Source organism: Amycolatopsis sp. cmx-11-51, assembly GCF_047608665.1.
In the GTDB taxonomy this organism is placed as follows: Bacteria; Actinomycetota; Actinomycetes; order Mycobacteriales; family Pseudonocardiaceae; genus Amycolatopsis.
In genome coordinates this window covers 1-24,571 of record NZ_JADNQO010000029.1, presented here as the reverse complement: position 1 = coordinate 24,571, position 24,571 = coordinate 1, and the positions used below count along the sequence as shown (strand labels likewise).

At 67.3% G+C, this 24,571-nt stretch carries 24 protein-coding genes; 10 read left to right on the top strand and 14 right to left on the bottom strand.

Annotation, left to right across the window (positions count from 1 at the left end):
• The first annotated feature begins 122 nt into the window (after positions 1 to 122).
• The 6 genes from ACM6LU_RS38200 to ACM6LU_RS38175 are packed head-to-tail and all read left to right on the top strand — an operon-like array spanning position 123 to position 5,488.
• Entirely contained in the window at positions 123 to 1,142 is a 1,020-nt protein-coding gene (locus ACM6LU_RS38200; protein ID WP_414942749.1) for a Gfo/Idh/MocA family oxidoreductase, read from the top strand.
• On the top strand, positions 1,132 to 1,950 hold the full coding sequence (locus ACM6LU_RS38195; protein WP_414942748.1) for a sugar phosphate isomerase/epimerase family protein: 819 nt from the start codon (positions 1,132 to 1,134) through the stop codon (positions 1,948 to 1,950). Before ACM6LU_RS38200 ends, ACM6LU_RS38195 begins: the two co-directional genes overlap by 11 nt.
• Positions 1,947 to 3,167: a M20/M25/M40 family metallo-hydrolase gene (locus ACM6LU_RS38190; protein WP_414942747.1), complete on the top strand. Its 1,221-nt coding sequence runs from the start codon at positions 1,947 to 1,949 to the stop codon at positions 3,165 to 3,167. Before ACM6LU_RS38195 ends, ACM6LU_RS38190 begins: the two co-directional genes overlap by 4 nt.
• Positions 3,164 to 4,213 (top strand): Ldh family oxidoreductase, encoded by a 1,050-nt coding sequence (locus tag ACM6LU_RS38185; RefSeq protein WP_414942746.1) that lies wholly within the window; start codon positions 3,164 to 3,166, stop codon positions 4,211 to 4,213. Before ACM6LU_RS38190 ends, ACM6LU_RS38185 begins: the two co-directional genes overlap by 4 nt.
• The gene (locus tag ACM6LU_RS38180) at positions 4,210 to 5,154 is read left to right on the top strand and encodes a Gfo/Idh/MocA family protein (RefSeq protein WP_414942745.1); all 945 of its coding nucleotides are present in this window, start codon (positions 4,210 to 4,212) and stop codon (positions 5,152 to 5,154) included. Before ACM6LU_RS38185 ends, ACM6LU_RS38180 begins: the two co-directional genes overlap by 4 nt.
• A complete protein-coding gene (locus tag ACM6LU_RS38175; RefSeq protein WP_414942744.1) occupies positions 5,087 to 5,488 on the top strand; it encodes a DUF6917 domain-containing protein in 402 nt (133 codons plus the stop codon). The genes ACM6LU_RS38180 and ACM6LU_RS38175 overlap by 68 nt, the downstream gene beginning before the upstream one ends.
• A 44-nt stretch (positions 5,489 to 5,532) precedes the next feature.
• Here ACM6LU_RS38175 and ACM6LU_RS38170 read toward each other — a convergent pair whose 3' ends face one another.
• The 4 genes from ACM6LU_RS38170 to ACM6LU_RS38155 form a co-directional block, all read right to left on the bottom strand.
• The gene (locus tag ACM6LU_RS38170) at positions 5,533 to 6,069 is read right to left on the bottom strand and encodes an EF-hand domain-containing protein (protein WP_414942743.1); all 537 of its coding nucleotides are present in this window, start codon (positions 6,067 to 6,069) and stop codon (positions 5,533 to 5,535) included.
• Positions 6,070 to 6,148: 79 nt separating this feature from the next.
• Entirely contained in the window at positions 6,149 to 7,396 is a 1,248-nt protein-coding gene (locus ACM6LU_RS38165) for a nucleotide sugar dehydrogenase (protein ID WP_414942742.1), read from the bottom strand.
• 33 nt (positions 7,397 to 7,429) lie between these two features.
• Positions 7,430 to 7,741 (bottom strand): hypothetical protein, encoded by a 312-nt coding sequence (locus ACM6LU_RS38160; RefSeq protein ID WP_414942741.1) that lies wholly within the window; start codon positions 7,739 to 7,741, stop codon positions 7,430 to 7,432.
• Between the two features lie 403 nt (positions 7,742 to 8,144).
• A complete protein-coding gene (locus ACM6LU_RS38155; RefSeq protein ID WP_414942740.1) occupies positions 8,145 to 8,741 on the bottom strand; it encodes a TetR/AcrR family transcriptional regulator in 597 nt (198 codons plus the stop codon).
• Between the two features lie 375 nt (positions 8,742 to 9,116).
• On the opposite strand from ACM6LU_RS38155, the gene ACM6LU_RS38150 reads away from it, so the two are divergent.
• Both ACM6LU_RS38150 and ACM6LU_RS38145 read left to right on the top strand, forming a co-directional pair.
• Positions 9,117 to 9,971, top strand: coding sequence for an alpha/beta hydrolase (locus ACM6LU_RS38150; protein WP_414942739.1), 855 nt, complete (start codon positions 9,117 to 9,119; stop codon positions 9,969 to 9,971).
• 366 nt (positions 9,972 to 10,337) lie between these two features.
• Entirely contained in the window at positions 10,338 to 10,739 is a 402-nt protein-coding gene (locus ACM6LU_RS38145) for a hypothetical protein (RefSeq protein ID WP_414942738.1), read from the top strand.
• A gap of 299 nt (positions 10,740 to 11,038) precedes the next feature.
• Here the strand turns inward: ACM6LU_RS38145 and ACM6LU_RS38140 are convergent, their stop codons facing one another.
• The 4 genes from ACM6LU_RS38140 to ACM6LU_RS38125 form a co-directional block, all read right to left on the bottom strand.
• A complete protein-coding gene (locus tag ACM6LU_RS38140) occupies positions 11,039 to 11,815 on the bottom strand; it encodes a hypothetical protein (protein ID WP_414942737.1) in 777 nt (258 codons plus the stop codon).
• Between the two features lie 208 nt (positions 11,816 to 12,023).
• On the bottom strand, positions 12,024 to 12,182 hold the full coding sequence (locus ACM6LU_RS38135; protein WP_414942736.1) for a hypothetical protein: 159 nt from the start codon (positions 12,180 to 12,182) through the stop codon (positions 12,024 to 12,026).
• Positions 12,183 to 12,650: 468 nt separating this feature from the next.
• Positions 12,651 to 13,688 carry a sugar ABC transporter substrate-binding protein gene (locus ACM6LU_RS38130; protein WP_414942735.1) on the bottom strand — a complete coding sequence of 346 codons (1,038 nt, stop codon included), beginning with the start codon at positions 13,686 to 13,688 and terminating at the stop codon, positions 12,651 to 12,653.
• A gap of 176 nt (positions 13,689 to 13,864) precedes the next feature.
• Positions 13,865 to 15,190, bottom strand: a complete 1,326-nt coding sequence (locus ACM6LU_RS38125) for a hypothetical protein (protein ID WP_414942734.1) — start codon at positions 15,188 to 15,190, stop codon at positions 13,865 to 13,867.
• 794 nt (positions 15,191 to 15,984) lie between these two features.
• Here ACM6LU_RS38125 and ACM6LU_RS38120 point away from each other — a divergent pair.
• The gene (locus ACM6LU_RS38120; RefSeq protein ID WP_414942733.1) at positions 15,985 to 16,857 is read left to right on the top strand and encodes a calcium-binding protein; all 873 of its coding nucleotides are present in this window, start codon (positions 15,985 to 15,987) and stop codon (positions 16,855 to 16,857) included.
• A 384-nt stretch (positions 16,858 to 17,241) separates the two neighbouring features.
• On the opposite strand, the gene ACM6LU_RS38115 is transcribed toward ACM6LU_RS38120, so the two are convergent.
• The 3 genes from ACM6LU_RS38115 to ACM6LU_RS38105 all read right to left on the bottom strand — a co-directional run bounded on the left by ACM6LU_RS38115 (position 17,242) and on the right by ACM6LU_RS38105 (position 18,816).
• Positions 17,242 to 17,724 carry a hypothetical protein gene (locus ACM6LU_RS38115; RefSeq protein ID WP_414942732.1) on the bottom strand — a complete coding sequence of 161 codons (483 nt, stop codon included), beginning with the start codon at positions 17,722 to 17,724 and terminating at the stop codon, positions 17,242 to 17,244.
• A 115-nt stretch (positions 17,725 to 17,839) separates the two neighbouring features.
• Positions 17,840 to 18,334: a hypothetical protein gene (locus ACM6LU_RS38110; RefSeq protein ID WP_414942731.1), complete on the bottom strand. Its 495-nt coding sequence runs from the start codon at positions 18,332 to 18,334 to the stop codon at positions 17,840 to 17,842.
• An 89-nt stretch (positions 18,335 to 18,423) separates the two neighbouring features.
• The gene (locus ACM6LU_RS38105; RefSeq protein ID WP_414942730.1) at positions 18,424 to 18,816 is read right to left on the bottom strand and encodes a hypothetical protein; all 393 of its coding nucleotides are present in this window, start codon (positions 18,814 to 18,816) and stop codon (positions 18,424 to 18,426) included.
• Between the two features lie 615 nt (positions 18,817 to 19,431).
• Here ACM6LU_RS38105 and ACM6LU_RS38100 point away from each other — a divergent pair.
• Positions 19,432 to 19,866 carry an ATP-binding protein gene (locus ACM6LU_RS38100; RefSeq protein ID WP_414942765.1) on the top strand — a complete coding sequence of 145 codons (435 nt, stop codon included), beginning with the start codon at positions 19,432 to 19,434 and terminating at the stop codon, positions 19,864 to 19,866.
• A 73-nt stretch (positions 19,867 to 19,939) separates the two neighbouring features.
• On the opposite strand, the gene ACM6LU_RS38095 is transcribed toward ACM6LU_RS38100, so the two are convergent.
• The 3 genes from ACM6LU_RS38095 to ACM6LU_RS38085 are packed head-to-tail and all read right to left on the bottom strand — an operon-like array spanning position 19,940 to position 24,079.
• A complete protein-coding gene (locus ACM6LU_RS38095; protein ID WP_414942729.1) occupies positions 19,940 to 20,575 on the bottom strand; it encodes a response regulator in 636 nt (211 codons plus the stop codon).
• Positions 20,572 to 21,606: a sensor histidine kinase gene (locus ACM6LU_RS38090; RefSeq protein ID WP_414942728.1), complete on the bottom strand. Its 1,035-nt coding sequence runs from the start codon at positions 21,604 to 21,606 to the stop codon at positions 20,572 to 20,574. Before ACM6LU_RS38090 ends, ACM6LU_RS38095 begins: the two co-directional genes overlap by 4 nt.
• Before the next feature lie 16 nt (positions 21,607 to 21,622).
• Positions 21,623 to 24,079 carry an alpha/beta fold hydrolase gene (locus tag ACM6LU_RS38085; protein WP_414942727.1) on the bottom strand — a complete coding sequence of 819 codons (2,457 nt, stop codon included), beginning with the start codon at positions 24,077 to 24,079 and terminating at the stop codon, positions 21,623 to 21,625.
• Between the last annotated feature and the right edge of the window lie 492 nt (positions 24,080 to 24,571).

Here is a 24,571-nt window from a genome sequence, read left to right as displayed (position 1 = left end):
CCGGCTACCTCGGCAGAGTCGCACTTCCTGGTGAACTCAAGGGAAAGTATTGACAGTTCATCTTCCCGGGTGTCACTTTTGCCGTGGATTTCGAATGCGAAACTCGAGGGGTAGGCTCATCAGTGCGTTCACTCGTCGTGGGACTCGGCAGAGCCGGCGCGGGACTGCATCTCCCCGTCCTGGCCAAACTTCGTACCAGCACTCCGCCGCTGTTCGGCGACGCGCCCATCGCGGCATGTGAACCACGACAGAACATCGCCGACCGGCCGGGTCTGGTGGTCGCGTCGACGCTCGATGCCGCGGCCGCCGGTCTCGACCCCGCCGACACCGTCGCGCACGTCTGCACACCGCCGACCGAACGCCTCACGGTGCTCGCCGAACTGGCCGCGCTGGGCTTCCGCAACGTGATCGTGGAGAAGCCGCTCGCCGCCGACATCGACGATCTCGCCCGCATCATCCGCCTGCGCCGCAAGCACAGACTGCACATCGAGGTCGTCGAGCCGTGGCTCACCAGTACCCTCACGTGGCGGCTGGTCGAACTGATCCGCGATGGCAGGTTCGGCGCTCCGAAGTCGATCGACATCGTGCAGAACAAACCGCGATTCCGCCGTTCGCTCGTGATGCCCGGTCATCCGACCGCCTTCGACGTCGAACTGCCGCACGGTGTCGCGCTCGCGCTACGGCTCGCGGGCGCCGCCCGGGTCACCCACGCGTCCGGAACTGATCTCGAGGTGGAAGGAAACCTCGGCCCGCGGATGGGCGGGGCCACCATCGGCCTCCGGCACAACACCGGTATCCACACCGAGATCCGGTCGGATCTGACTTCCCCGGTGCGTGAACGCCGGGTCACCGTCGAGTTCGAGAACGGCGGCGCGGTCGGCCACTTCGCCGTGAGCGGGGATGACCACCACTCCCAGCTGACCCTGCGGGCGAACGGCCGGTCCGAACACACCGTGTTGCGGGACGACGCGATGACCGAGTGGATGTTCCAGGCCTACCACAAGTTCCGGCTGGGCGGGGAGCAGACACTGGGATTCACCTTCGCGACCGAGGTGGTGCAACTGCTCTCGGTGGCCAAGAACATCTGCGCGGAACCGGTCGCGACCCCCGAACCCGGAGTGGTGGCGACATATGCTGGGTGACCCGGTACTGGCCGGAATCACCGACGAGGCGGCGTACGACATCGGCGGCCAGATCTCGGTACTGGACACCCTCGGATGGCAGGGGATCGAACTGCGCACCGTCGATCGAGTCGCCGTCGCCGAGCTCACCGACGAACGGTTCACGGCCGTGTCGACGGCCTTGGCGGACAGCGGCTTGCGCGTCGTCTGCCTGGCGTCCCGGATCGGTGGCTGGGCCCGCCCGGTCACCACCGAGCTGCATCATGACCTCACCGAACTCGACATTCTCGCCGAGCGGGCCCGTGTCCTGGGCACGCCCTACCTACGGATCATGTCGTATCCCAATGACGGTCTCCCCGATCCCGACTGGCGCTCGCGGGTGATCGCGAGGATCGCCGACCTCGCCGACCGTGCCGAGCGCCACGGCGTGACGCTGCTGCACGAGAATTGCTCGGGCTGGGCGGGCACGAGCGCCGAACGGATGCTCGAACTGCTGGACGAGGTCGCGAGCCCGGCGCTGAAGCTGCTGTTCGATACCGGGAACGGGGTCGCCCACGGCTATGACGGCTTCGATCTCCTGGCCGACATCGTCGACCATGTCGAACACGTGCACATCAAAGACGCCGACGAGCGCGGTTTCACCCTCCCAGGTGAGGGCGCCGCCCGGGTCGCGGACTGCGTGAAACTGCTCCGGGCCGGCGGATACAGCGGTGCGTGGTCCTTGGAACCGCATCTGGCGATCAAGCCGCATGAGCCGGGTGAGCTGGCGCCGGACGCGGCATCCACGTTCGTCGCGGCCGGCCGGGCGATGGCCGGGCTGGTCCGGTGATCGGAGAAGACCACGACCTGCTGCTCCGGCTGCTCGACCTGCCGACGGCCGGTCCACTCGAAACGTCCGGTGAAGTCCGTCTGTGGGACGCGATGCGCGTCTACGCCGAGGCGGCGGCCGGGATCGGCTTCGGCACAGTGCACCTCGCCGCCCCGGCACCGTCGGTGCTGGACCGGCCTGGGGTTCCGGACGCGGTCCGCGACGCCGGGCCGGACTTCCTCGCCTGCCAGCCGAGCCTCGTGCTCCGGATCGGCCCGGCCGCTCCGGCCGTGATGTTCAACGTGCACCTCGACACCGTGGCGCCGTTCGAACCGGCGGGTTTCGACGGGCGCAGATTCACCGGCCGTGGCGCGATCGACGCCAAAGGGCCCGCGGTAGCCCTGCTGGCCGGTGTCCGGGCCGCGATCGCGACGGATCCGGCGGTCGGCAAGGACACCGGGGTGCTCATCCAGGCGGTCGCCGGGGAGGAGGGCGGCGCGATGGGGACGTTCGGCACCCGGCCGCTCGTGGAGGCGGGATTTCACGGCGAGCTCAACATCTTCTGTGAACCGACGGGGTCGCGGTACCTGCCGCGCTGCTCCGCGTCGATGACCGCGTGCCTGCGGGTGGACGGCGACGACGCGATCGACGACGAGCCGCACCGAGGGCACAACGCGACGGTCCTGCTGGGTTTCCTCGCCCAGTACCTCGCGCACGACCTGGCGCCGCACGGCCGGATCTGTGTGGCGGGCCTGCACACCGGGCACCTGCACAACAGGGTGTACGGCCGGGGAGAGCTGCTGCTCAACCTGCCTTACGACTGCGAAGAAGCGGCGTCGGAGATGACCGCGGCGGTGGAGGACGGCCTACGGGCCGGCATCGCCGAGTTCCGCACCCGGTTCCGGGATTCACCGCCCTTCCGCCGCACCGCGGCCGACGCCGCGGCGATCACCGGCCTGCACTGGCCGAAACGGGGCCTTCCGGCCCTGCCCGCGCAGGACATCCCGCTGCTGGACGAGTTCGTGCCGCGGTGGCCGGACGACGAACCCGGCTTCACCTGCGACGCCATCTGGCTCGCCGGTGTCCCGGGCACCCGGACGGCCGTGCTCGGTCCCGGCTCCTTGGGCGCGAACAACGCCCACGCGAGCGGGGAATATGCCGACGTCGCGGAACTCGACCACTTCAGCGACCTCGTACGTGAAATCGTCGTCGGCTTCAGCCGGAACGGAGGAGCATGACCGTACTGGTGCCCTACCGCGCGCTTCTGTCCATGGTCGCCAGGATCTTCGCCTGCCGCGGTGTTCCGGAGGAGCGGGCGGCGATCGCCGCCACCGCGCTGTGTCATGGTGACTTGACCGGGGTGACCTCGCACGGCCTGGTCAACCTGGCCCGGTTGTACCTGCCCCTGCTCGACCAAGGGCGCGCGGACCCGCGGGCGGACATGGTCGTCCGGACCGACCTCGGCGCGTGTGTCTTCGCCGACGCCCGCCGGACGCTCGGGTTGTGGTCGGCCTCGCAGGCCGTGGAACTGGCGTGCGCCAGGGCCTCCCGGCACGGCATCGGCATGGTGTCGCTGCGCGGTGCCACCCACATCGGCTGCGCCGGCCATCACGCCGGGCGGGCCGTCACCCACGGCATGATCGGCCTGATCGCGTCCAACTGTGGGGGGCAACGGATAGCTCCGCCACCGGGTGGCGCCGCCGCGATGCTCGGAACCAATCCGCTCGCGCTGGCCTGTCCCGCCGGTGACGCGCATCCGTTCGTGCTCGACATGAGCACCACGGTCGTACCGACCGGCCGGGTGCGTGCCGCGGCCCGGGAGGGCAAGCCGATCCCGCCGGGCTGGCTGGCCGCCGAGGACGGTTCGCCGGTGACCGACCCCGCCGCGTTCGACCGGGGTGAGGCCCGCTTGCTTTGGTTGGGGAGTGATCCGGAAACGGGCGCCTACAAAGGATTCGGGCTCGGCCTGCTGGTCGAGGTGCTGGGAGCGCTGCTACCCGGTGCCGCGCTCGGCGCGATGTCGGCCGACGGGGACCGCGACGACGACATCGGGGTGATGGCGCTGGCGCTCGCTCCGGACCTGTTGCGCGCCGGGTTCGCCGACGACGCGGCCGCGCTCTTCGCCGCGGTGCGGGACTGGCCGGCTCAGGATCCTGCCGCCCCTGTCGTCTACCCCGGCTGGCACGAAGGGGAGCGCGCCGCCCGACGTCGTGCGCAGGGTGTGCCGGTGCCCGACGCGGTGTACGGGGAATTGACCGCGGCGATGGAGAGGACGACCGGATGATGCGGGTCGGTATCGTGGGTCTCGGGGTCATTTCGCGGTTCTATCTCGCCGCGGTGGAGCGGTCGCGGGACATCGAACTCGCCGCCGTCTGCGATCTCGATCCTGCCGCGTTGCGGGACATCCCGGTGCCGGGCTACGGCGATCATCGTGAGCTGCTCGCCGCCGGGGGCCTCGACGCGGTGCTCGTGACCGCGCCCAACGATGTGCACGCCACCGTGTGCCGGGACGTGCTGGACGCGGGCCTGCCGGTCTGCGTGGAGAAGCCACTCGCCACCAGGCTCGAGGACGGCGAGGATCTCGTGGCCAGAGCCGCGGAACAGGGTGTCGCTCTGTTCACCGCGTTTCATCGGAGATACAACGGCAACGTGCGTGCCCTGCACGACAAGCTCGCGGGCGGGGCACCGATCGAGTCGCTGACCGTGCGGTACCTGGAAAAGATCGAAGAGCACGTCGGCCGCGACCGCTGGTACCTCGACGCGGCGCGCTGCGGCGGCGGCTGCGTGGCGGACAACGGCCCCAACGCGCTCGACCTCGTCCAGTTGTTCCTGGGCCCGGTGGCGCTGCGTGACGTACGGATCGAGCGGGACGCGGACGGGGTCGACCGGCAGGCGACGCTAGTGCTCGACGGCGCGGTCGTGGAACTCGACTGGTCGTTTCCCGGGGAGACCAAGGACATCGAGGTCCGGCTGAAAGACGGCACCGTTCTGTGTGCCGACATGCTGGCAGGCTTCCCGAAGTTCAAGGGATCGCTCTGGCACGAGTACGCGGGGTTGCTCCGCGAGTTCGCGAACACGGTGCGTGGGAGAGAACCCCGGCACGACACGGGCCACACCATACTGTCCATGGTGGACGAATGCTACCGAAGGGAGCGCGATGCGGGAGGACGGGCCGAAGCGAGAGATCACCGGCGTGGTGGTGAAAGTGCTTGTGCACCGCCGTGACGACCGGGGGATGAGCCTCGAACCCTTCGCCAGCCGGTGCGTTCGCGTCGGCGAGGTCCACGAGCTGGTGACGACGAGCCACCATGAAACGGCCCCGGGCACACGGATCGACCGTGTCGGTTTCCTCGGCTTCGCGGAAATCGAGCGCGCCGGTGTGATCGACCGAGATGACGAAGTGTGGATCGGCACCGAACTGATCGGCACCGTGCTCGGCTTCGACGGATGCCATTTTCCCAACCACTACAACATTCTCATTCACGCCGCGGTACCGGTTTCGGGCGAGGAGATCGGCTTGAAACCGGAACTGGAGGTGCGGTTCCGCGGCCGGTGGTGAGCGGCCCGGAACGGGCCACTCACCACCGAAGGGCTATGCCTCGGTCACTTGCCCAGCAGCGGCACGTCGATCTTGCCGAGATGGTAGTCGCGTACCGCGCGCACGAGTTCGTCGACGGTCAGCTTGCCGTTGCCATTGACGTCGATGGCGCGGAACGCCGGTGCCGCCGCCGAGGCTTCGACGCCGATGGCGTCCAGCCATTTGGCGAACTCCCGCTGATTGACCTCACCGTCCCCATCGGTGTCGCACAATCCGACGATCGCCGCGATGGTGGGCCGGACCACTCGATCGAATCCCGCGTCGCCTCCCTGGAAGATCTGCGCTTCGATCACTTCGGTGAACTGACGCTCGCTCAACGAGCCCGTCGGGCCGACGCCCGCCTTGGTCGCCAAATACTCGTACATCGTCGCGAACGAGTCCTTCACCGCGCGAGCCTGGGGTGACGACGAATCCTCGCCGAACGCGCCGATGATCCGAGTGGCTTCGGCCTCGAAGTCGGATTTCTCGATCTTGCCGTTGCCGTTGACGTCCCACTTTTCGAAACGCTTCTTGAGCCTGTCGTTCTTGACCGCAGTGGTCATTCGTGCACTCTCCTTTTCGCGGAATTTCAGAAGAATTTGCGGTACGCGGCCGCCGGATTTTGATCTCCGGGCGGCACGGTCAAAGACGAACGACCTCCTCTCCGGGAACCTGTCCCGTCACGTCGAACAGCAGCCTGGCCGTCGAACTCAGCCGGCCGAGGTCGTAAGCACCGTGCGCCACCAGTAGCACGGCGACATCCGCGGTACGCAGCGCCGCGTCGAGATCGTCCGCCGGTGGCCCCAGCTGGGGCACCGCGGCGGCCACGGGATCGTGGTAGGACAGCTCGGCGCCCTGCGCGCGCAACCGCACGGCTATCCGGATGGCGGCGGATTCACGCGTATCGGGCACATCGGCCTTGTAGGCGACGCCGAGCAACAGAACTTTCGCTTCTCGCAGGGGTTTGCCGTGCTCGGCGAGCAAACGCGTCACTCGGTCGACCACGTGCGACGGCATCTGGTCGTCCACCAGCCGAGCCGCGTGCACGACGCCGAGTAGCGTTCCTTCGCGCTCGGCCTTGTCCAGCAGGTATTTGGGGTCGACCGGGATGCAATGCCCGCCGACGCCGGGGCCCGGCACGAACGGCATGAAGCCGAAGGGCTTGGTCGCCGCGCAGTGCAGCACGTCCCACACGTCGACGCCGATCCGGTCGCAGAAGATCGCGATCTCGTTGACCAGGGCGATGTTCACATAGCGGTAGGTGTTCTCCAGCAGCTTGGCCATCTCCGCTTCCCGGGTGCCCCGCGCCACCACCACGCTCTTGACGAACCGGTCGTAGAACGCCGCACACTGCTTGGCGCACAACGGGGTATGCCCGCTGATCACCTTCGGCGTGTTGCGGACACCGAACCGGTGGTTCCCCGGATCGACCCGCTCGGGTGAATAGGCCAGGGAGAAGTCCTCGCCCGCTGTCTGGCCGTGCTTCTCCAGGATGGGCCGGACGATCTCGTCGGTGGTGCCCGGAAAGCTCGTCGACTCGAGCACCACCAGCGTGCCGGGCCGCAGATGCTCGGACACCGTCGCCGCCGCGGCCCGCACCGCGGCGAGATCCGGACCGCCGTTCGCGGTCAAGCCGGTCGGGACACAGATCACGATCGTGTCCGCGTCGCCGAGGATCGCGGGGTCGGTCGTCACCGTGAAGCCTCGTGCCCGCATGGCTTGTAACCGGCTCGCGGACACGTCGGGCACATGGGAACGGCCCGCGGCCACGGTGGCCTCCACCAGCGGCGAGGTGTCGTATCCGAGGACCGACAACCCCGCCGCACTGGCGGCTTCCGCCAGCGGTAGTCCGACGTAACCGACTCCAACAACGACAAGGTCGACAGACACTTGAGCCCTTCTCGGTCTCGTCACTCGAAACGCTCAACGGCTGATCGAGAAGGCACCGCTGCCCGGCTGGACGTGCGAGCCATACCCCGGGTCGACCGTCACGCCGGGGGTCAGGCAGAGCGGATCTCCGTGCACGACCAGCTTGGAGGAGGTCAGGTTGGCCAGCACATGGGCGGAGGGGGCGAGTTTGGTGCAGCCTTCGGGATTCTCGTAGGTCTCCAGCCGCTCCAACTCGGTGGAGAACACCACCACGTTGCCCGTCGCGGCCTGGGCCGCCGGACTCGACGCGACCAGCAGTGCGCTCGCGGACGCCGCGCACAGCGCCGCGTGGACAAGACGATTCATCGCATGCCTCCACTTCCGGATTCGACTTCTCTCGGCACGTTAACAGTCACCGTGTGTAAAACCGCCGGAGCGAGGAGAGTTCACACGCACAGGTTGCCTTCGGCACGATTCGGTCATCCGGATGGCGGCTTGAGGCGCTCTCAGCGTGATCTTCCGGACCGGGTTGTTCGCATGAACGAGTGGCGCCGGCAACCACAAGCGCCATTGCGAGGTCATGTCGTCACGCGAGCAAACTGTGCCTATAATCGAACGCCACGCGGCGTTCGACGTAATACGGCGAGGTTCTTCGCCAATTCTCTGCGAAACAACGAATCCGGCTCAGGTAGCCGCGCATACATCTGTTGGCCAGCCAATTACGGAAGGGTGGCAGTGAAGAACTCCGCCCTGGGATAACCCAAATTATTCAAGGCTCCGGATGTGTCCGTGGAACGGATTGGCCCTTGTTCATGCACAGAATCAAGGCGACCGCGTCCTCCGAGGCGACCGCCGGGGTCAGGACCTCCTGGAGGAGCAGGCCACGAATCGCGGCGATGGTGACGGAGGCCGTGGTCAGCGCTTCCTTGGCGTCGAGCCCTCCGCGTTCCGCGAGCGAGGCCAGAGTCTTGGTCAGGTCGTCGAGTGAGTCGATGAACTCCCGAAAGTCCTGCGGGCTGTACGCGGCCAGACCTACGACGTGAAAGAAGCCGCGGACACGCGACAGCTGCTCCGGACGGGTGTAGGTCCGCCAGATCGCCACGACGAGGTCGTCAAAGGTGCCCTGCCGGGCGACCTCGAAAAGCGCCTCGTTGTCACGAGCGCGCTGGGCCTTGAGCATGGCCGCCAAGACGCCCGGGAGCGACCCGAAGTGGTATCGCAGGAGGGCGTGGCTGGTCTCGATCCGGGCGGCGATCTCGCGCAGCGACACCTCCGGTGCGGGAAGGTCCTCGTCGAAGGCGTCGAGAAGCCGAGCCAGGAGCCGCTCGCGTGCGTCGCCCTTGCGTTCCGTGCTTGACAGGATCACTCCCACAGTTTATCCATTGGAAAAGAGAGACCGACGGCGCCGTGCCGCCTCGCACATGGTCGCAGTCGGCTCGCAACGGTGGAGGGAAAGACTCGTGAGAAGTTTTCAGGTAGTCCGGTTCCGATCTCCTCGGTCCGGCTCAGGACCGTCGAGGCGAAGAACTCATGGTGCGCGCAGAGCTGGAGACGCCGATGGAAGCACTCATCGCGGCCACGAGATTCTTGGCCTGGCCAGCCGGGTGAGGGCCATCGCTCCCGGCACGCGGGCAGACCGCGCGCTCTGGAACGGCGACCCGCTCGAACATCCGAAGCTCTTCGCCGACCCCGCCAACGCCGTACTCGTCGTCCAAGCCGGACGTATTGTGAAGGACCTCCGATGAGCACCATGTGGCACGGCTGCCTCGCCGACACCGACTACTTCGAGATGCGCTCCAGCGGTGGGCACGACTACGGCGTCTGGGTCACCACGCCACCGGGCTACGACCCCGCCACGACGCGAGCGCCTGCCGTGTATGTGCTCGACGGCAACTGGGCCGTGGGCATGACGGCTCCGCTCATCGTCACCCAGGCGGACCCCATGCAGCGGATCCAGCCCTACATCCAGGTCAGCGTCGGCTACGCGGGCGAAGACGCGCAGCACTGGGATCGGCTGCGCAACAGAGACCTCGTGCCACCCGGCGAGCCCATCGCCAAGGAACTCATCGACGCCGTGGAGATGGGAGTTCAAGCGGGCGCGAGGACACGCGAGGAATCCGACGCCTACCTCGCCGAACTGCGCGACACCCACGCCGACGCGTTCCTGAGCTTCCTCACCGCGGAACTGCACCCGCGGATCGAACGCGACTACGGCACAGCCACGAGCGGTCACGGCCTTTTCGGCTACTCCTACGGCGGCCTTTTCAGCCTCTACACCTGGCTCACCGGCGGCACGCTCTTCGAGAGCATCGGAGCGGGCAGCCCCGGCGTCGCCAGTGAAAACAGTCAGATCTTCACCCAGCTCCAAGAGATGGGCGACAGGCAGCATGCCGTCAAGCTTCACGTGACCCTCAACGAGCGAGAGCTGCTCGGAGACCTGGCCATCTACCAAAACCTCACGAAGAACACAGCCACCCTGCTGCACCGTCTCACCTCACGCGGCGGAGCCGTCACCAGCGCGGTCCTGCGCGAAACGCACGTGACCGGCCTGCAAGCCTCGTTCCTCAGCTACCTCAGGACCTGCCGAGCCCGGTAAGCGCGAACGCCCAGCTTCGGTGGCTGACGACCAGGCGGAGCATCGCGGTTCGTCGGTGAGACCGCAGCCACGACGGAGTCGTGGGTCCTGCCGGCACGCTGCTGAACCGAGCGCGAAGACGTGCTCGGTGACGAGTTGAACTCGTCGAGGTCGTCGCGCCACTGAACGGAGATCGGCCGGTGAACACCGGCGCCGAGCACTCTCGCCAGGTGGACACGTACGGGTGCCTTTTCGTATTTGATATGCGTTCGGTGCTCCACTTGTTGTATGAGCCGGTTCACTTTCAGCCGTCTTTGTTCCGGTGGTTCGGTTTTTCACCGGGTCGGCCGGGACTCGCTCTTCATTCCTGATCCAGGAGTTCCGCTGATGAATATGAACCTTCGCCGTATCGCGGCCTCGTCCTTCGCTGTCGGTGCCCTCGCGATGCTGACCATGGCGCCGGCCAGTGCCACTGCGTCCACTACGGATCTGGCACCGGCGAACGCCCCTCCCGCAAGCTGTGCCAGCGCTATCGCCGCCGCGGTCGATACCGCGAACTCGGCCACCGTCGCCGCGGCCAAGGTCGCCGACTCGGCCGCCGCCGCCGCCGCGGCCAAGGCGTTCGCCGAGGGTGTGCTCACCGGGACGCCCGCCGCGATCAACGATGCCGCGGCCAACCTGGGTGCGTTCAGCACCGCTGCCGCCACGGCCGCGGCGGCGAGCGCGGCCGCGTACGCCACGGCCGCCACCGCGACCATCGGTGTCCTCGTCGCCTGCGCCAAGGCATAGTGCGAGAGCAGCATCCCTGGTGAGTTCTCCGCGAGCGCCGGGGCTGGCAGATTCCAGCCCCGGGAGGTGAAGCCCTCGCCGTCCACCCGACGATCGTGCGGTCCAGAGCCTGTGTCGATTGCGCCACACTCGAGAAGTCCTGGGCTCGGGCGAGTTCTGCGGCCCCATAGTTTGGATGACCAGACCGCGACAGACGAGGCCAGATACTACGGATGTCCGAGTGGCGTCGACGACTCCGCACCGAAGGTGTCACCGACGTGCTCTACGGAGCCCGTGAATTTCTCGGGAGGCCCGGAGCGTCAACCTGCCGGGATCCGCCGGGTTTCGACGAGCTTGGCGTTGTAGTGGGCACCGTTCACGACCGTAGTCTCGACGAGTACCTCGAAATGCTTCATCTTCTTCATCCTGCGGAGAAACTTCCGGTCTCCGAGCTTCTCCGCGGCGGCCGCGGTGCCATGTTCCCAGCACCCCGCCACGATGACGATCTCCGACGTATCCGGAGCCAGCGGGTTCGGCGTCCGGATGATCAAGGCATAGTCACTGACCGGATAGCCTGACTCGTCGTATCGCGGTGCCAACACGCGGCCGGTGCTCACATCGCGCACCACAGCCGCCGCGTGCTCCGGATCTTCGGCGAAAGCGAAGGAGACCACTCCGTTCAGCTTCGCCAACATCGTCCTCGTCACAGCATTCGCCACCGGCCCACCAATCAGGACCAGGTCCGAACTCAGCTCACGCGGCGACAACTGCTTCGACTCCGCGATCCTTCCAGCGAAGCCCAGCTTGCGAAGCTGGGCCTCGATTTCCACCAGCGCCCCGATATCCCCCATGCCCACCACACCGGCTCTGGCCCACCGCCGCTGCTGCCCGAAGTCATGAGCCCCCAAGACGATCAACGGGTGACGGCCCCCCAACGCCCGCCAGAACCTCCGCGCGCGGACCAGCCTGAGGCGCCGTCTCACAGTCGTCGACAACCAGACCAGCACACCCCCGATGGCCGCCGCGATCAGATTGCTGGAGATATCGGGCAACGCTTGGACCAGCCAACCGCCGACCCCTCCGACAGCCAGCCTCATACTCAGCCACCCCTCATCGAAGCGATCCCCTCCCCCAGTCGCGCTCGGCCCGCATCCTGTTACCGCCGGTTCGACTGTGGGCCAAAGTGCTGCCGTCTGCGTGCGACAGCGGCGCAGGTCCTCTGGTGGCGGTCAGGGACTCGTCATCACGACCGCCTCGGACACCGAGATCGGGTCCGTCGTCCACTGGTTTCGGTGCTCGACGTACCTAATAGGTGATCGCCAGCGCGACAGCTACCAGTCCGGCGATCAGGCCGTCTCTGGCTGCGGAGTCCAGCCCCGCAGGGGAACGTGACGTCAAGACGACCACCCTCGCTCCGGCGGTGAGCACCACCAGCGCAACCGTCCACCGGTTCCACGTGGTCACGCTCCGGCTCCTCAGCTTCGCGGCGGGGAGAGCGAGGCAGACAACGCAATCCGCGGCGGCGTGATCCTGAGCGAGAAGAGTAGTTGCGTGGTCGGTCGCGTGAGGAACGTCAGCAACTTCTTCGAACCCGAGCAGGACCGGTGGACAGAACCGTCGCGTTCTCCTGGCAACTAGCGACATATTCGAATGTGAGTACTCATACGCGAATGACACGATCCTGGCGTTGATCTCCGGTGTGCTCGGCCTCACGATCGGCCTGTGACAACCTAGTGTCGCGTGATCCTGCAGGTCTTACCCGTGATCAGACGGCGATCTCCGGAGATCGCCGTCCAATCACGCGTAACCGCCGTCTAATCACGCGAGATCGCCGTCCGAGGAACAAAACCCAACATCAAGCAGGCAGGATCACGCGACACTAGTCTTCACTCGGTAGGCCGACGTAACAAGCGACTCCCCTGAAAGCAACCGCTATTTTGTTTCGTGGACTTCCGGGTCCAGGATGGTGCGTTTCGTTGTCTTGCGGCGCTTGTGCATCTTCTCCAGGACATCGACGACACTCTCGGCAAGGCGATGAGAGTCCTGGACGACGGTGGCTCGCAGGGGGCTCGTGCCGGCGTCGATCAGGGTCCGCGCCTCGATGGTTCCGTCAACGCCGATGACCACGGTGTCCGTCGTGACAAAGGAGTTGATCGCTCGGAGGGCGTCGACAGCGCCTAGCGCCATCTCGTCGTTGGTGCAGAACACGGCATCCAGACGATCTTGCCGCGAGTCGAGCAGTCGAGTGTGGGACAGCACGGCGTCGTAGGCGCGTGCGCGATGGAAGGCGCAGGTGTCGTTGACGGTTATCGAAACGCCGGGCAACTCGGCCTGCAAGACAGCCGTGCACTGGCTTTGCCGGGCCTGATGTTGCCCGCTGGCCACGATCAGCACGTGTGCTCGCTGTCTGTCGCCCTTGCGCAGGTGTGCCACCAGCCAGCGGCCCGCGAGAGTTCCGAGGTCTGAACTGAGGTAGCCGACGAAGGCGGCGTTGCTTGGGTATTGATTCTCGTCGTCGAACGGTTCGATGTCGGTGAAGACCACCGGCAAGGTCAGTTCGGAGCAGAAGTCGACCAGATCCGGCCGGAGACGGTCTACTTCGGTCGCGACGATGACCCCGCCGAGGTAGCTGTGGCGCGTGGCCAAGATCCTTCGAAAGTGATGCGCCTGTGCGGCGGAGTCGTAATCCCGGTCGGGCACCTTCAGCACCAGGTCGATGTTGTCGCGGTCCAGCGTGCGGTGCAGGCGTTGCACGAAGCCCGCCAGCCAGTACTTCTGCCTGAAGGCCGACGTCACGATGAATGCCCGACGTGTGCGTCTGGTCCACAGCACCCGCCGCAGAAGTGGAGCTGCGGCCAGCACGCCCGCGACCAGAAGAGTCCACGCTGGCACCTTCGCGATCAGCACATCGCTACGGAGCATCGCGAGAACCCCGGCGAGAACGAGACCACCGGTGACCGTGGTCAGCACGGCGAACCGTATCGGAGTGCGATCGCGGTCCGGCATCTTCATCGTGGGTCCTCCCGGCCGGGTGCCAGAGAACAGAGGCGTGGCGGTGGTCGTACGGCAACAACGGTGGGACAGGTTTGCCGACGGCGACATCCCCGGTGTTGCCGGTGATGTCGCCTTCGGTTCGAGATCATTGGTCAGCAGGTGCAGACGCCGCCGTTGTTGACTCCGGCGACGCCGTTGCCGCCAGCGAGGCCACTGGCGCCGGACGGGGTGGTGATGGTGTCCGCCCCGTCGTTGATGGTCCCGGAGTTCCCGAGACCGCCGGCACCCGCGGCACCGCCGATGCCACCAGGACCACCAGGACCACTGCAACCAGTGCCACCATTACCGCCGACGGCACCATTGCCGCCCTTGCCACCGGTCGCGGTGATGACGTCGACACCGGTTCCGCCGGTGAGGGTGCCGGAGTTCCCGATCCCACCGGCACCACCCGCACCGCCGACGCCACCGGCGCCACCGGGCTGAACAGAGGCGGACCCGTTGCCGCCCTTGCCACCGACACCACCGTTACCGCCGACCCCGCCATTGGACTTCACCGTGTCGGCACCGGCACCACCACCGATGGTCCCGGAATTCCCGGCACCACCCGCTCCACCGGCACCACCGACACCACCAGCGCCACCGCCCTGACCGCAGCCGGCGACACCACCGGCCGCGCCGGTACCACCGGCACCACCGTTGGCGGTGACGTTGTCGAGCCCGGGATCGACGAGATCATCGTTATAGGCTCCCGAGTTCCCGACACCACCGGCCGCACCCGCGCCACCGATACCCCCGGCACCCGCACCCCCGGCGACACCACCACCGTTACCACCAAGTCCACCAAGACCGCCGTTACCGCCCCTGCCCGCGGTGAGGACGACGGTGTCGTTGCCGACGCCGCCGGTGACAGTCCCGGCGTTACCGGCACCACCGATCCCGCCGACACCACCATTCCCACCGGCGCCACCGGCACCGCTGGCGAAGCCCGCCCCGCCCTGGCCGCCGTTCCCGCCGTTGCCTCCCGCACCACCGAGGACAGTGACGCTGTCCGCGCCGTCACCGGCGTTGATGACACCGGTCGCCCCCACCCCGGCACCGCCGACGTTCCCGGCCCCGCCGTTGCCACCCGCGGTACCCGCGGGAGTGCCCGCGTTACCGGCCGCACCCGGAGAACCGTTGGCGCCCAGGGCCCCGGCGACGCCGGTCACCCTGATCGTGTCGTTACCGGCAAGACCATTCACGGTCCCGTTCACCGCCCCACCGGTGATGGTGATGATGTTGTTCCCCGCGGTGCCGTCCAGCACCTGACCGGCGGGAATCCCGGCGGTGCAAGTGAAGTTGGCGCCGCTTTGGGTACATCCCGGCGGGAGCGCCCACGCCTGCGAGGGAACCGCGAGAGCGAACCCGGCCGCGGTGCCCAAACCGATCACGGCCCGGCCGACCCGGCCTGCCGTACTGATGCGTGTTGTCGATCTCATGATCAACCTTCCAAGGGATAAAAGGAATCCGGGACTGATGCCACGAACCTGCGAGGTGGTGTGATGACCGGAAGTCTGGGGCCACTGCCCAATGCCGTTTTTGAAAGGCACCGGACCAACCGACACCCTCGACACGACCGACCCTTCGCCCCTTCACCAGGGTTTGCAAGCGCAACCGTGGCCAGTCACCCATACGCGACCAAACCCCACGGATGCCAGCGATCGCGGCCTCGTCAGCCGTCGGCCATATCCGCCGCGAGGCGCCCTCTCACCCGCCGCATACAACACTTTCGCCGCACGTCAGGCTCGAAATCGAAGAATGAACCGACCGAACTCGTTTAGCCCCTCTCTTTATCCGGTGCATCTGCCGGCGTCCCGCGGAAGTGAGGTCGGTGGCGCCGTGTGCGGATCCGTTGTGTTCCGGGTCGAGGGCGGCGCCCAGGTAGCCGAGGCGCTGGCCGCGCGGTGTCGCACACGCGTCCCCAGGAGCGCCACCGGACGATCCGGAAGACCGAGGGTGGCCCAGAGATGAAGCCTCGATTCCCTTATTTCACCAGGAATTCGCGAAATGATGTCGCGTCGAACTCCGTCAGCAGGCGAAGTCCGTCATGCCGAACTCGGCCGAGCCTGGACAACACAGTCTCGTGTCGACCCCGGACGGCGTGCGCCCATTCGGGGTACAGCCGTATCGGTTTCCGCGACCGCTGGAGTAAATTGCCTGTTGTACCCCTAGACCTCGGTGACGTGACATATCCGCGAAGATCGCGGTTCAAGATCACGAACCGAGGTTCTTTGTGCGAACGAGGCGAACGTCGACAATATATCCACGCAGCGGCGCACTGTTCGAACCACTCTATTCCGCCGGCGCACCGCGCCCGTGCGAGTCATCGCTCACTCTGTTTCGGGAAATGAAGATCATGAGATTTCATCAGAATCCGGTCCGCCGGGGAATCGTCGCCATGCTGGCCGGAACCCTCGCGGCCCCGGCCTTGTGGGTGGCTGCCCCGCTGACCGCCCACGCCGCCGTCAACTGCGTCGTCAGCGCCGGCGTGACCCAGACCAGTACGGTCGTGACCGGAAGTCCCGGCAACGACACGATCGACTGCGGCGGCACGAACCCCGCCAAGACGATCAACGGCAACGGCGGAAACGACACCATCACCGGCTCGGACTTCGACGACACGATCAACGGCGGCGACGGTAACGACACCATCACCGGCGGCACCGGTAACGACACCCTGAACGGCGGCCTTGGCATCGACACCATCTCCGGCAGCACGGGCAACGACACCCTCATCGGCGCTTCCAATGACGGCAGCCAGGACAGTCTCGACGGCGGTGACGGCATCGACACCTGCCAAGGTCCCGCGCCTGACCCCGACATTCACGCCAGCTGCGAGAACACGAGCACGCCGCCGACAACGGGGCCAGGCTCGGGTACGGGAAACGCGACCCAACTGTGCACCGCGACCGGCGGCGTTCTATCCCTCACCGTGAACCCGGTGGGCTACGTCTGCGTGTTCAACCCCCTCAACCCAGCCAACCGCCGCGTCCAGGAAGCCGGCGGCATCTGCGTCGGAGCAGGCGGAACGTTCGTGAACCTGCTTCCGCTGAGCTACAGCTGCCTCCTACCGGCCACGCCACAAGCCACCCACTCCATCCGTTGATCCAGTCACTTGACCCGGACAAACAGGGACGAGGAGAACGGCCGCGCCTCGGGAACGGCGCGGCCGTTCGGCATTGGGGTGACGTTCGGATGCCGGTCTCGAGCGCGGAAGTAATACGGCCAGGATCACCCAGGCCGGTCCTCCGGTCGACGACCACTCGCGAGGGTTGTCCGCCTTGTTTTACAAGGCGGAATTACCAAGTTTTTTCATGTCGCCGACACAGGCAGAATTATTCCTGCCCGGTGCTGGTGGGTGAACCGGCTACAGCTACCGGTAACCACGGTCGGGAAACACCAATCGCGTTGCGGTCCCCGACCGCTGGAGAGGCGTGGGCGACTGGAGGTTTCCTCGACCGCGACCGCTCAGGCGGTGGGGCCCAGGGGCTCAGTGCACGGGTTTGAAACGGGCGATCCAGGTGGTGTGGTAGGTCATGGCTTGGCAGCGAATGTCGGTATCTGCCTTGAGAGCAACGGCGTCGACCATTTTGTAGTGGTGATTGGTTTCGTTCGGGTCGAGCGTGGGCCGGTGGAGGGCCGCGCCGACGGTGGACAGTTCGATCTGGTCGTGGCAGTAGGCCTTGTCGGCGGGATTCGCGACGGTGTCGATCACGACATCCCCGGCGGAGACGGGTTGCAATTTGGCCTTCACGTTGGCGTGTGGGTTGGTGAGAGTCAAAGTGATGTACGCCTTCTCCCCGGGTAGCAGAACACCGACCTGGGTGCCGGGAACCGTGGCATGGGTGACGGCTTCCGGCGAGCCCGCCACTCCGGCCGCGGTGGTGTGCTGAACGAACGCGGCGAGCATGACAGCGCTGAGACCCACGGCGGTGATGACGAGTACAGGGGTGACTCTCCTGGTGCCAGTCATGGACTTTCTCCTTGCCTGGAGCCGGAACCTCCCGGCCGGGCGGCCGGGAGGCCAGTGGGTGCAGGTCCGCGCGACAATCACGAGCCCGTTGGCCTCCTGATTGTCGCCCTGGGGCTTAGCGGACGGCCTGGAACTGGGTGATCCAGGTGGTGTGGTAGGTCATGGCCTGGCAGCGAATGTCGGTGTCGGGCTTGAGTGTCACGGCGTCGGTCAGTTTGTAGGGGAAGTTGGCTTCGCTTACCGCCAGGGTCGGCTGCAGTGGGTCCGCGCCCGCGGTGGACAGTTCGAGTTGGCCTTGGCAGTAGGGCTTGTCGGTCTCGTTCGCGACGGTGTCGATCACGACCTGGCCCGCGGTGACGGACACCAGTTTGATCTTCACGTTGGCGTTCGGGTTGGACAGCGTCAAGATGACGTATCCCTTTTCCCCTGGCAGCAGGACACCGGTTTGCGCGCCGGTCACGGTGGCGGGAGACATCGCCTCGGCCGAGCCGGACACTCCGCCCGCGGTGCTGTCCTGGACGAACGACGCGATCGCGAAGCCACTGAGACCGAAAACCGTGCCGGCGACGGCGACGACGATGACAGGCTTGGCTCTCTTGGTGATGCGCATGGTGATTCTCCTTCTAGAGGTGGAAACCGTGGCCAGGAGGCCGCATGGGTGGGGCAGGTCGCACCGGCCGGGGTGGGTGGCCCGATGTGTCAGGGCCGGGTCAGCGGTTCCGACTCGCTTGGGCCGGGTGGTTCGTCGACCGGTGTGGTGCCGGACGGTGTAGGTGTGGCCGGTGTCGTCTCGGGTGCGGCCGGAGTGCCCGGCTGATCCGGAAGAGGTCCGGGGTATGCCGTCGTGGTCTCGGTCGCCGCTGGTGCCGTGGCCGTGGTTTGGGTCGGTGCCCAGGTTCCGGTGGTGCCGTCGATCGACACTGTCACCATGATCCGGTCGAACCCGGCTGCCCCCGCCACACCGACCGCGGCTCCCGGGTAGCCGAGTTCGACGGCGACGGTCAGGGCAAGGACCGTGCCCCGCCGAAGGGCACGCCGACGACCACGATCGTTCGGTGGGGGACTTGCGAACCGCTGGCCCGTTGTAGGCATGATGGGTCGTTCTTCCTCGCTGGAATTTTGGGCCGAGTTGATTCGGCTGTCCGTGGAAAAGTGAAATTCGCACCCTCGCCACATCATGGGGGTGGCAAACCGGCGTGCGGCGATGCCTCGCAGAGTCGCGTTCACCGATTGTTGAAGCTGGCGGCTACCCATTCAGTGTCTCGATCATTACCGAGCAGGTGAATCCGTGTGCCGTCACCATGAAGTCGACCACATCAGCCCTCTTGTTACACATTCTTGATTAGCACTGCTGAAGCGTTATAAATCGTCGAAGTCGCGCAGGGAGCACCAACACGCTGCTGCAGCAGCGGATCATCGAAAACAGGTGCCGGACCGGGTCGGATCGTGCCGCCATTACCGAAATAGGACCTGCGGCCGTGATCGACCACATCGATAAAAGACGAAACGCACGAGAACGGGGTTTCCGAACGAACGCCGCGGCTCCGATGGGAGGAAGCTTATTTGCCTCCGACGGTGAGGCGCCATCGAAGGCGATCTCGAACGCATTCGACGCGGAGTTCGCCATGGGTCGAAGGTGTTCCTTCGACCAGGTGAGGGCTCGAAACGATCGGTGCTGCTGCGGTGACATCGGGGTTTGGCGTTCGAATGCGGGGGAATGCGATCTGTATGCCTGAACAAAAGCCCGGCGGGTATGCCGGATCGTGGGGTCTGGATTTGCGCGGAACACAGTCCACGGAGCTGCACCAAGTGCGTCACTGGATGTCCCGGACACTGCGGGACCTCGACAAGGATCAGCTGGTTGATGTGCTCATGGTCGCGGACGAACTACTCGCCAACGCCTACGAGCACACGTCCGGCCCGTCGTGTATGCGGCTGGCCTACCGGCCGGTACCGTGCCGGGTAGTTGTCGAGGTCTACGATCTTTCCCCTGCTCAGCCGGTGGTTCGACACCCGGCTGGCCTGGTTCCGCATGGCCGGGGAATGCAGCTGGTGGACGAGTGTTCCGACGCTTGGGGGACACCGGATGATCCCCGCACCGGTGGGAAGACGGTGTGGGCCCGGATTGCCTGCAACCCTTGACCGGGTGCTCACTCCTCCCTGGTCGGCTCCCCCTCGTCGTCGATGACGGCGGCGGTGACCGCGGTGACACCGGTCAGCCGGCATTGCCGGTCTCCCACACCCATGCCGCGATCGCGACGCGGTTGCGGGCGCCGGTTTTGCGCTGGATGTTCGCGAGGTGGGTCTTGACCGTGCCGGGTGTGATGAACAGTTCGGCGGCGACCTCGGCGTTGGTTCTGGCTCGGGCGACGAGTCGGGCCACTGCCAGCTCGCGTTCGGTCAACACGTCGCCGTCGGGGGATCGCTGCTGGGTGAGGTGGCGTAGCAACCGCAGGGTCAGCTGTGGGCTGACCAGCATGTCCCCGGCGGCGGCCGCCCGCACGCCCTCGATCAGCAGCGCGGGGCCAGACCGCTTCAGCACGAAGCCGCACGCGCCGTTCCGTAGTGCCGCGTACACGTACTCGTCCAGTTCGAACGTCGTGATCACGACGACTCGCATCGGGTCGGGCGCGTCCGGTCCGGCGAGTTCCCGGGCCACGGCGAGCCCGTCGCGGCGGGGCATCCGGATGTCGGCGAGCACCACGTCGGGGCGCAGGACCCTGGCCCGCTCGACGGCCGCGACACCGTCCGCCGCCTCGCCGACCACACGCAGGTCCGGCGCCGACTCGAGGATGCGCCGCAGGTTGTGCCGCACCATTTCCTGGTCGTCGGCGATCAGTACCCGGATCACGTCGGCACCACGGCACGCACCGTCCAGCCGCTCGGGTGCGTCGGCCCGGCAGTGAGCGAGCCGTCCAGCGCGGTGACCCATTCGCTCAGCCCGGCCAGGCCGGTGCCGCCGTCGCGGCGCTGCTTCCGTGAGCGGGTGGTGCCGTCGTCGGCGACCTCGACTGCCACGTCGGTGCCGGCACGGGCGACCTTGACCAGCACGGTGGTCGCGGTCGGCGCGTGCCTGCGCACGTTGGTGAGCGCCTCGACCACCACGCGGTGCACGGTCGCCACGATCTCCGGGCGCGGTGTGCCCAGGTCGGCGATCTCACAGGTGACCGTCGCGCGGCTGGTGTGCGCGAACCGCGTCACGACCTCGTGCACCTCGTCGAGAGTCGCGGCGTTGTCCACCGGCCCGTCTGTGGCGGAACGGAGCAGCCGCAACGCGCGGTCCATCGCGGCGAGCCCACGGGTAGCGGCCTCCTCGATCTGGTGGAGGGTTTGGGCCTGGTCCGCCTCGTGGAGCTGCCCGGCCTGGGAGGCGAGCACGATCCCGGTCATCTCGTGGGCGAGCCAGTCATGCAGATCCCGCGCCAGGCGAAGCCGCTGTTCCCGCCGGGCGGTGGCGACCGATCTGTCGCGTTCTCGGTCCAGTGACCGCAGGTAGGCGCCGATCCCGACGACCGAGGTAGCCGCCAGCGTCCACACGGCGCAGAGGGCGACTATCTCGACCGGCGGGGAAGGCGGAGTGAGCCACAGGCCGATCCGGAGCGGGGAACTGCCGACCGCGACGATCCCGAACACGGCCATGGCGATCGCGATGCGCGCCACTGGTCTGCGCACGACCTGGACGAGCACGCACAGTTGCCCGACGGTCTCCACCAGGAGCCAGGCGGCGCTGGCGTTGTCGCCGGGACCGCGGTAGGCGGCGGTGACCACGACGGACAGTCCGAAAGCGACGATTGCCCCGTGCACCAGGTAGCGGGGCCACCGGAAGGCGCCGCCGACGGCGGTCGTCGCGGCGACCGCCGTCGAAAGCACGAGCGGGACCACGGATGCGTATCCTCCCCTACCGCGCCGCGCACAGCGCGGTGTCCACGGCTTCGAGCATTCCGTCCGACTGGGCGCGGGTGGCAGGCGACGTGGTGATCACGATACTGACCTTGCGACCGTCGGCGGTGGCGCCTTCGCGGGTTTGGTAGCCGAGGCCACTGCCGCCGTGCGTCCAGTACTCGCCGCCGCAGGACAGCGGCACCCGCATGAGTCCGAGCCCGTAGGCCGCACCAGGGATGAGGTCCGCGGGCACCGTCCGGCGCATCTCGGCGGACTGCGCGGGCGGCAGCAGCCGTCCGGCCAGCAGCGCGGCGAAGAACGTGTTCAGGTCGGACAGGGTGGACACCGCCTCGCCGCCCGCCCACACCAGCGACGGGTTGAGCACCGTGACGTCGATCCGGCGGCCGGTGTCGCTGATCCGGCCGTCACCGTCCAGGTGCGCGTATCCGCGGGCGTGCCTGCCCGGCAACGTCGCCCGATCGCCGGGCAGCGTCGTGTCCCGCATCCCCAGCGGACGCAGGATCCGGTTCTCGATTTCGGTGGCGTACGGGCGGCCGGTGACTTTCTCGATGATCATGCCGGCGACCACGTAGTTGGTGGTCGTGTAGTGGAACTCGGTGCCGGGCACGGACAACCGGGGCCGTGTGACGGCGTCGGCGACCAGTTCATCCGGGGTGTGGTGGTCGAACCGGTGGCGTGGGTAGCCGCCGGGCCCGAACACCGCGGAGTCGAAGTCCGGCAGGCCGCTGGTGTGCTGGAGCAGCTGGCGGATCGTGATGTCCCGGCCGTCGTTGCCGGTGGCACGTAACAATCCTGGCAGGTACCGCTCGACCGGGGTATCCAGCTCGACGCGGCGTTCCGCGACCAGTTGCAGGACCACGGTCGCCACGAACGTTTTGGTGTTGCTGAAGACCCGGACCCGGTCGCCTGCCAGCATCGGCCTGCCGGTGGCGAGGTCGGCCACCCCGCTCTGGAACCGGACCACCCCGGCGGAGTCGCGGATCTCGGCGGCCGCACCCGGCGCCCCCTCGACACCGGTGAGATGCTCGAGGTCCCCGGCCAGCGCGGCATGCCTGCTCGGGCACGTCAGGTCCGGTGGACGGGCACCACGGGTGAGGAAGTCGGTGCCGATCCGCTGTGCACACGCGTTGCCACCGAACAGGTAGGCGGCGTGCCCTCCCTTGTCGACGGTGACGAGCCGGGCCCGGTCGCCGTACTGGCGGCGCAGCGCGGTCGCGGCGCCATGGGTGGTCGCCGGGTCGCGGAGGTTGTTGACCAGCAGGATGTTCGACCGGCCCCGCGGGTTGGCGCGGATCGGCTGGTCGATCGGGTCGCTCGCCCAGAACGCGCACGGCACGATCGCGGCGCCGGCCCCGCCGGTCAAGGGGTACCGGCGGGCATCGACCGCTGCCTGCGCGGCGTAGGTCGCGGCGTTCCGGGAAAACGTGCCATCGGCACAGAACACCCCCAGCTCGCCGGAGGCGTCGTTGTCGTCGTCGTACCAGACCCCGAGCTGGTCCCCGACTTCGGCGGCGGCCGCGGCGTCCCGGTCGCGGGCGGCCACCAGCATGCGCGCGGCGAGCGGGAACGTGTCGTCGTCGTACAGGCTCGCGAACAGAGTGATGCGCAGATGGCTGCCGGTCAGCATGCCGCTGGGCGTGGGGAGTGGGGCCTGGTCGAGCCGCCGCACCAGGTCGAGGTACTCGTGCTGCAGCTCGGCACGGTCGCGCCCGAGGAAGGCGGCGAAGTCGCCGAACCGGACCTCGACCCCGGTGGTCATGCTTTCGCGGAAGGTGCCCCGCCACGCGGCGGTCGGGTCGACGTTGCTGTCGAGCAGCATGCGGTCGACCCGCCTGGGGAACATGCTGTCGTACGCGACGCCGAGATAGGTGCCGTAGGAGACGCCGAGGAAGCTGACGCGCTCCTCCCCGAGCGCGGCCCGGATCCGATCCACGTCCCTCGCGACGTTGGCGGTGCCCAGGAACGGCATGCGTACCTGACCGGCGCACTTCTGGGCGATCCGGCGGGCACGCTGCCGCATCGCGGGTTCGCCGCCCGGGAGCGGCCACGGAAAGGTGAACTGCTCCGACGGCTCGAGTCCACACCGGACGGGTGCGCTGGCGCCGAAGCCGCGCTGGTCGAAGCTCACGATGTCGTAGGCGTCGAGCACGCTCCTGGGCACCAGCTCGTGGATGGTCGCGGTGTCGGCGAGATGCGGGCCCGGCCCACCCTGGTTCATGACCAGCACACCCCGGCGCAGGTCCAGGCGGGTGCTACGGAGCCGGGAGACGTGGACACCGAGCCGCTCACCTCCCGGGTTCCGGTAGTCGAGCGGCACGTCCACGATCGCGCACTCAGCCGGCCCTTCGAAAGGGCAGTCGCCCCAGGACAGGCCGACGGTGGCGGCGGCGGGCACGGGCAGTGCCGCTGCGGCGCTGACCGCGACCGCGAGAACGGTAAAGATCTTTCGCATACGTTCGATGGTGCTGTTCCCGGCCGGTCGGCGGTATCTGCCGATCGGCAGATACCCGTCAAAGACACGCGCTCGGCGCGATCGACCGCATGCGAACGGACAACTTCTCGCCGCAGTGGCCGTGTCTGGATGAGACCGTGTCCAGGTCCGGCGAGTTTGCGCCGTACGGATCCGAGTCCGAATCGGACGGTCATGTGTCTCGTTTCCTGCTTCGCTTCTGTGTTTCAGATCAAATCGTTCACATGTGTCGCGTTGGGTTGGTCAGCGGGACTGATCGTTCAGGCTGACTTGCGCTGGTCGCGCGGATCGAGCGCGATCGCCTGATGTATCGACGGAGCAGCAAGGTGACTGGTCAGACTGGTGCCCAGCCGGTGGGCGGGGAGCGTGCGGAGCAGTCGCTCAGCACGGTCCGCCTGGAGGACCTGGCCGTGTCGGTGTGAGGCCGGTGGTGTCAGCGCTTCAGGCTGCGGTAGGCGCGTTGTTGGCAACTTC

Coding starts and splice junctions, on each gene's coding strand:
- ACM6LU_RS38145 (WP_414942738.1), top strand. CDS start 10,338: ATGAATATGAACCTTCGCCGTATCGCGGCCTCGTCCTTCGCTGTCGGT.
- ACM6LU_RS38125 (WP_414942734.1), bottom strand. CDS start 15,190: ATGAGATCGACAACACGCATCAGTACGGCAGGCCGGGTCGGCCGGGCC.
- ACM6LU_RS38180 (WP_414942745.1), top strand. CDS start 4,210: ATGATGCGGGTCGGTATCGTGGGTCTCGGGGTCATTTCGCGGTTCTAT.
- ACM6LU_RS38170 (WP_414942743.1), bottom strand. CDS start 6,069: ATGACCACTGCGGTCAAGAACGACAGGCTCAAGAAGCGTTTCGAAAAG.
- ACM6LU_RS38195 (WP_414942748.1), top strand. CDS start 1,132: ATGCTGGGTGACCCGGTACTGGCCGGAATCACCGACGAGGCGGCGTAC.
- ACM6LU_RS38160 (WP_414942741.1), bottom strand. CDS start 7,741: ATGAATCGTCTTGTCCACGCGGCGCTGTGCGCGGCGTCCGCGAGCGCA.
- ACM6LU_RS38140 (WP_414942737.1), bottom strand. CDS start 11,815: ATGAGGCTGGCTGTCGGAGGGGTCGGCGGTTGGCTGGTCCAAGCGTTG.
- ACM6LU_RS38100 (WP_414942765.1), top strand. CDS start 19,432: ATGCGGGGGAATGCGATCTGTATGCCTGAACAAAAGCCCGGCGGGTAT.
- ACM6LU_RS38175 (WP_414942744.1), top strand. CDS start 5,087: ATGCGGGAGGACGGGCCGAAGCGAGAGATCACCGGCGTGGTGGTGAAA.
- ACM6LU_RS38185 (WP_414942746.1), top strand. CDS start 3,164: ATGACCGTACTGGTGCCCTACCGCGCGCTTCTGTCCATGGTCGCCAGG.
- ACM6LU_RS38085 (WP_414942727.1), bottom strand. CDS start 24,079: ATGCGAAAGATCTTTACCGTTCTCGCGGTCGCGGTCAGCGCCGCAGCG.
- ACM6LU_RS38115 (WP_414942732.1), bottom strand. CDS start 17,724: ATGACTGGCACCAGGAGAGTCACCCCTGTACTCGTCATCACCGCCGTG.
- ACM6LU_RS38150 (WP_414942739.1), top strand. CDS start 9,117: ATGAGCACCATGTGGCACGGCTGCCTCGCCGACACCGACTACTTCGAG.
- ACM6LU_RS38105 (WP_414942730.1), bottom strand. CDS start 18,816: ATGCCTACAACGGGCCAGCGGTTCGCAAGTCCCCCACCGAACGATCGT.
- ACM6LU_RS38110 (WP_414942731.1), bottom strand. CDS start 18,334: ATGCGCATCACCAAGAGAGCCAAGCCTGTCATCGTCGTCGCCGTCGCC.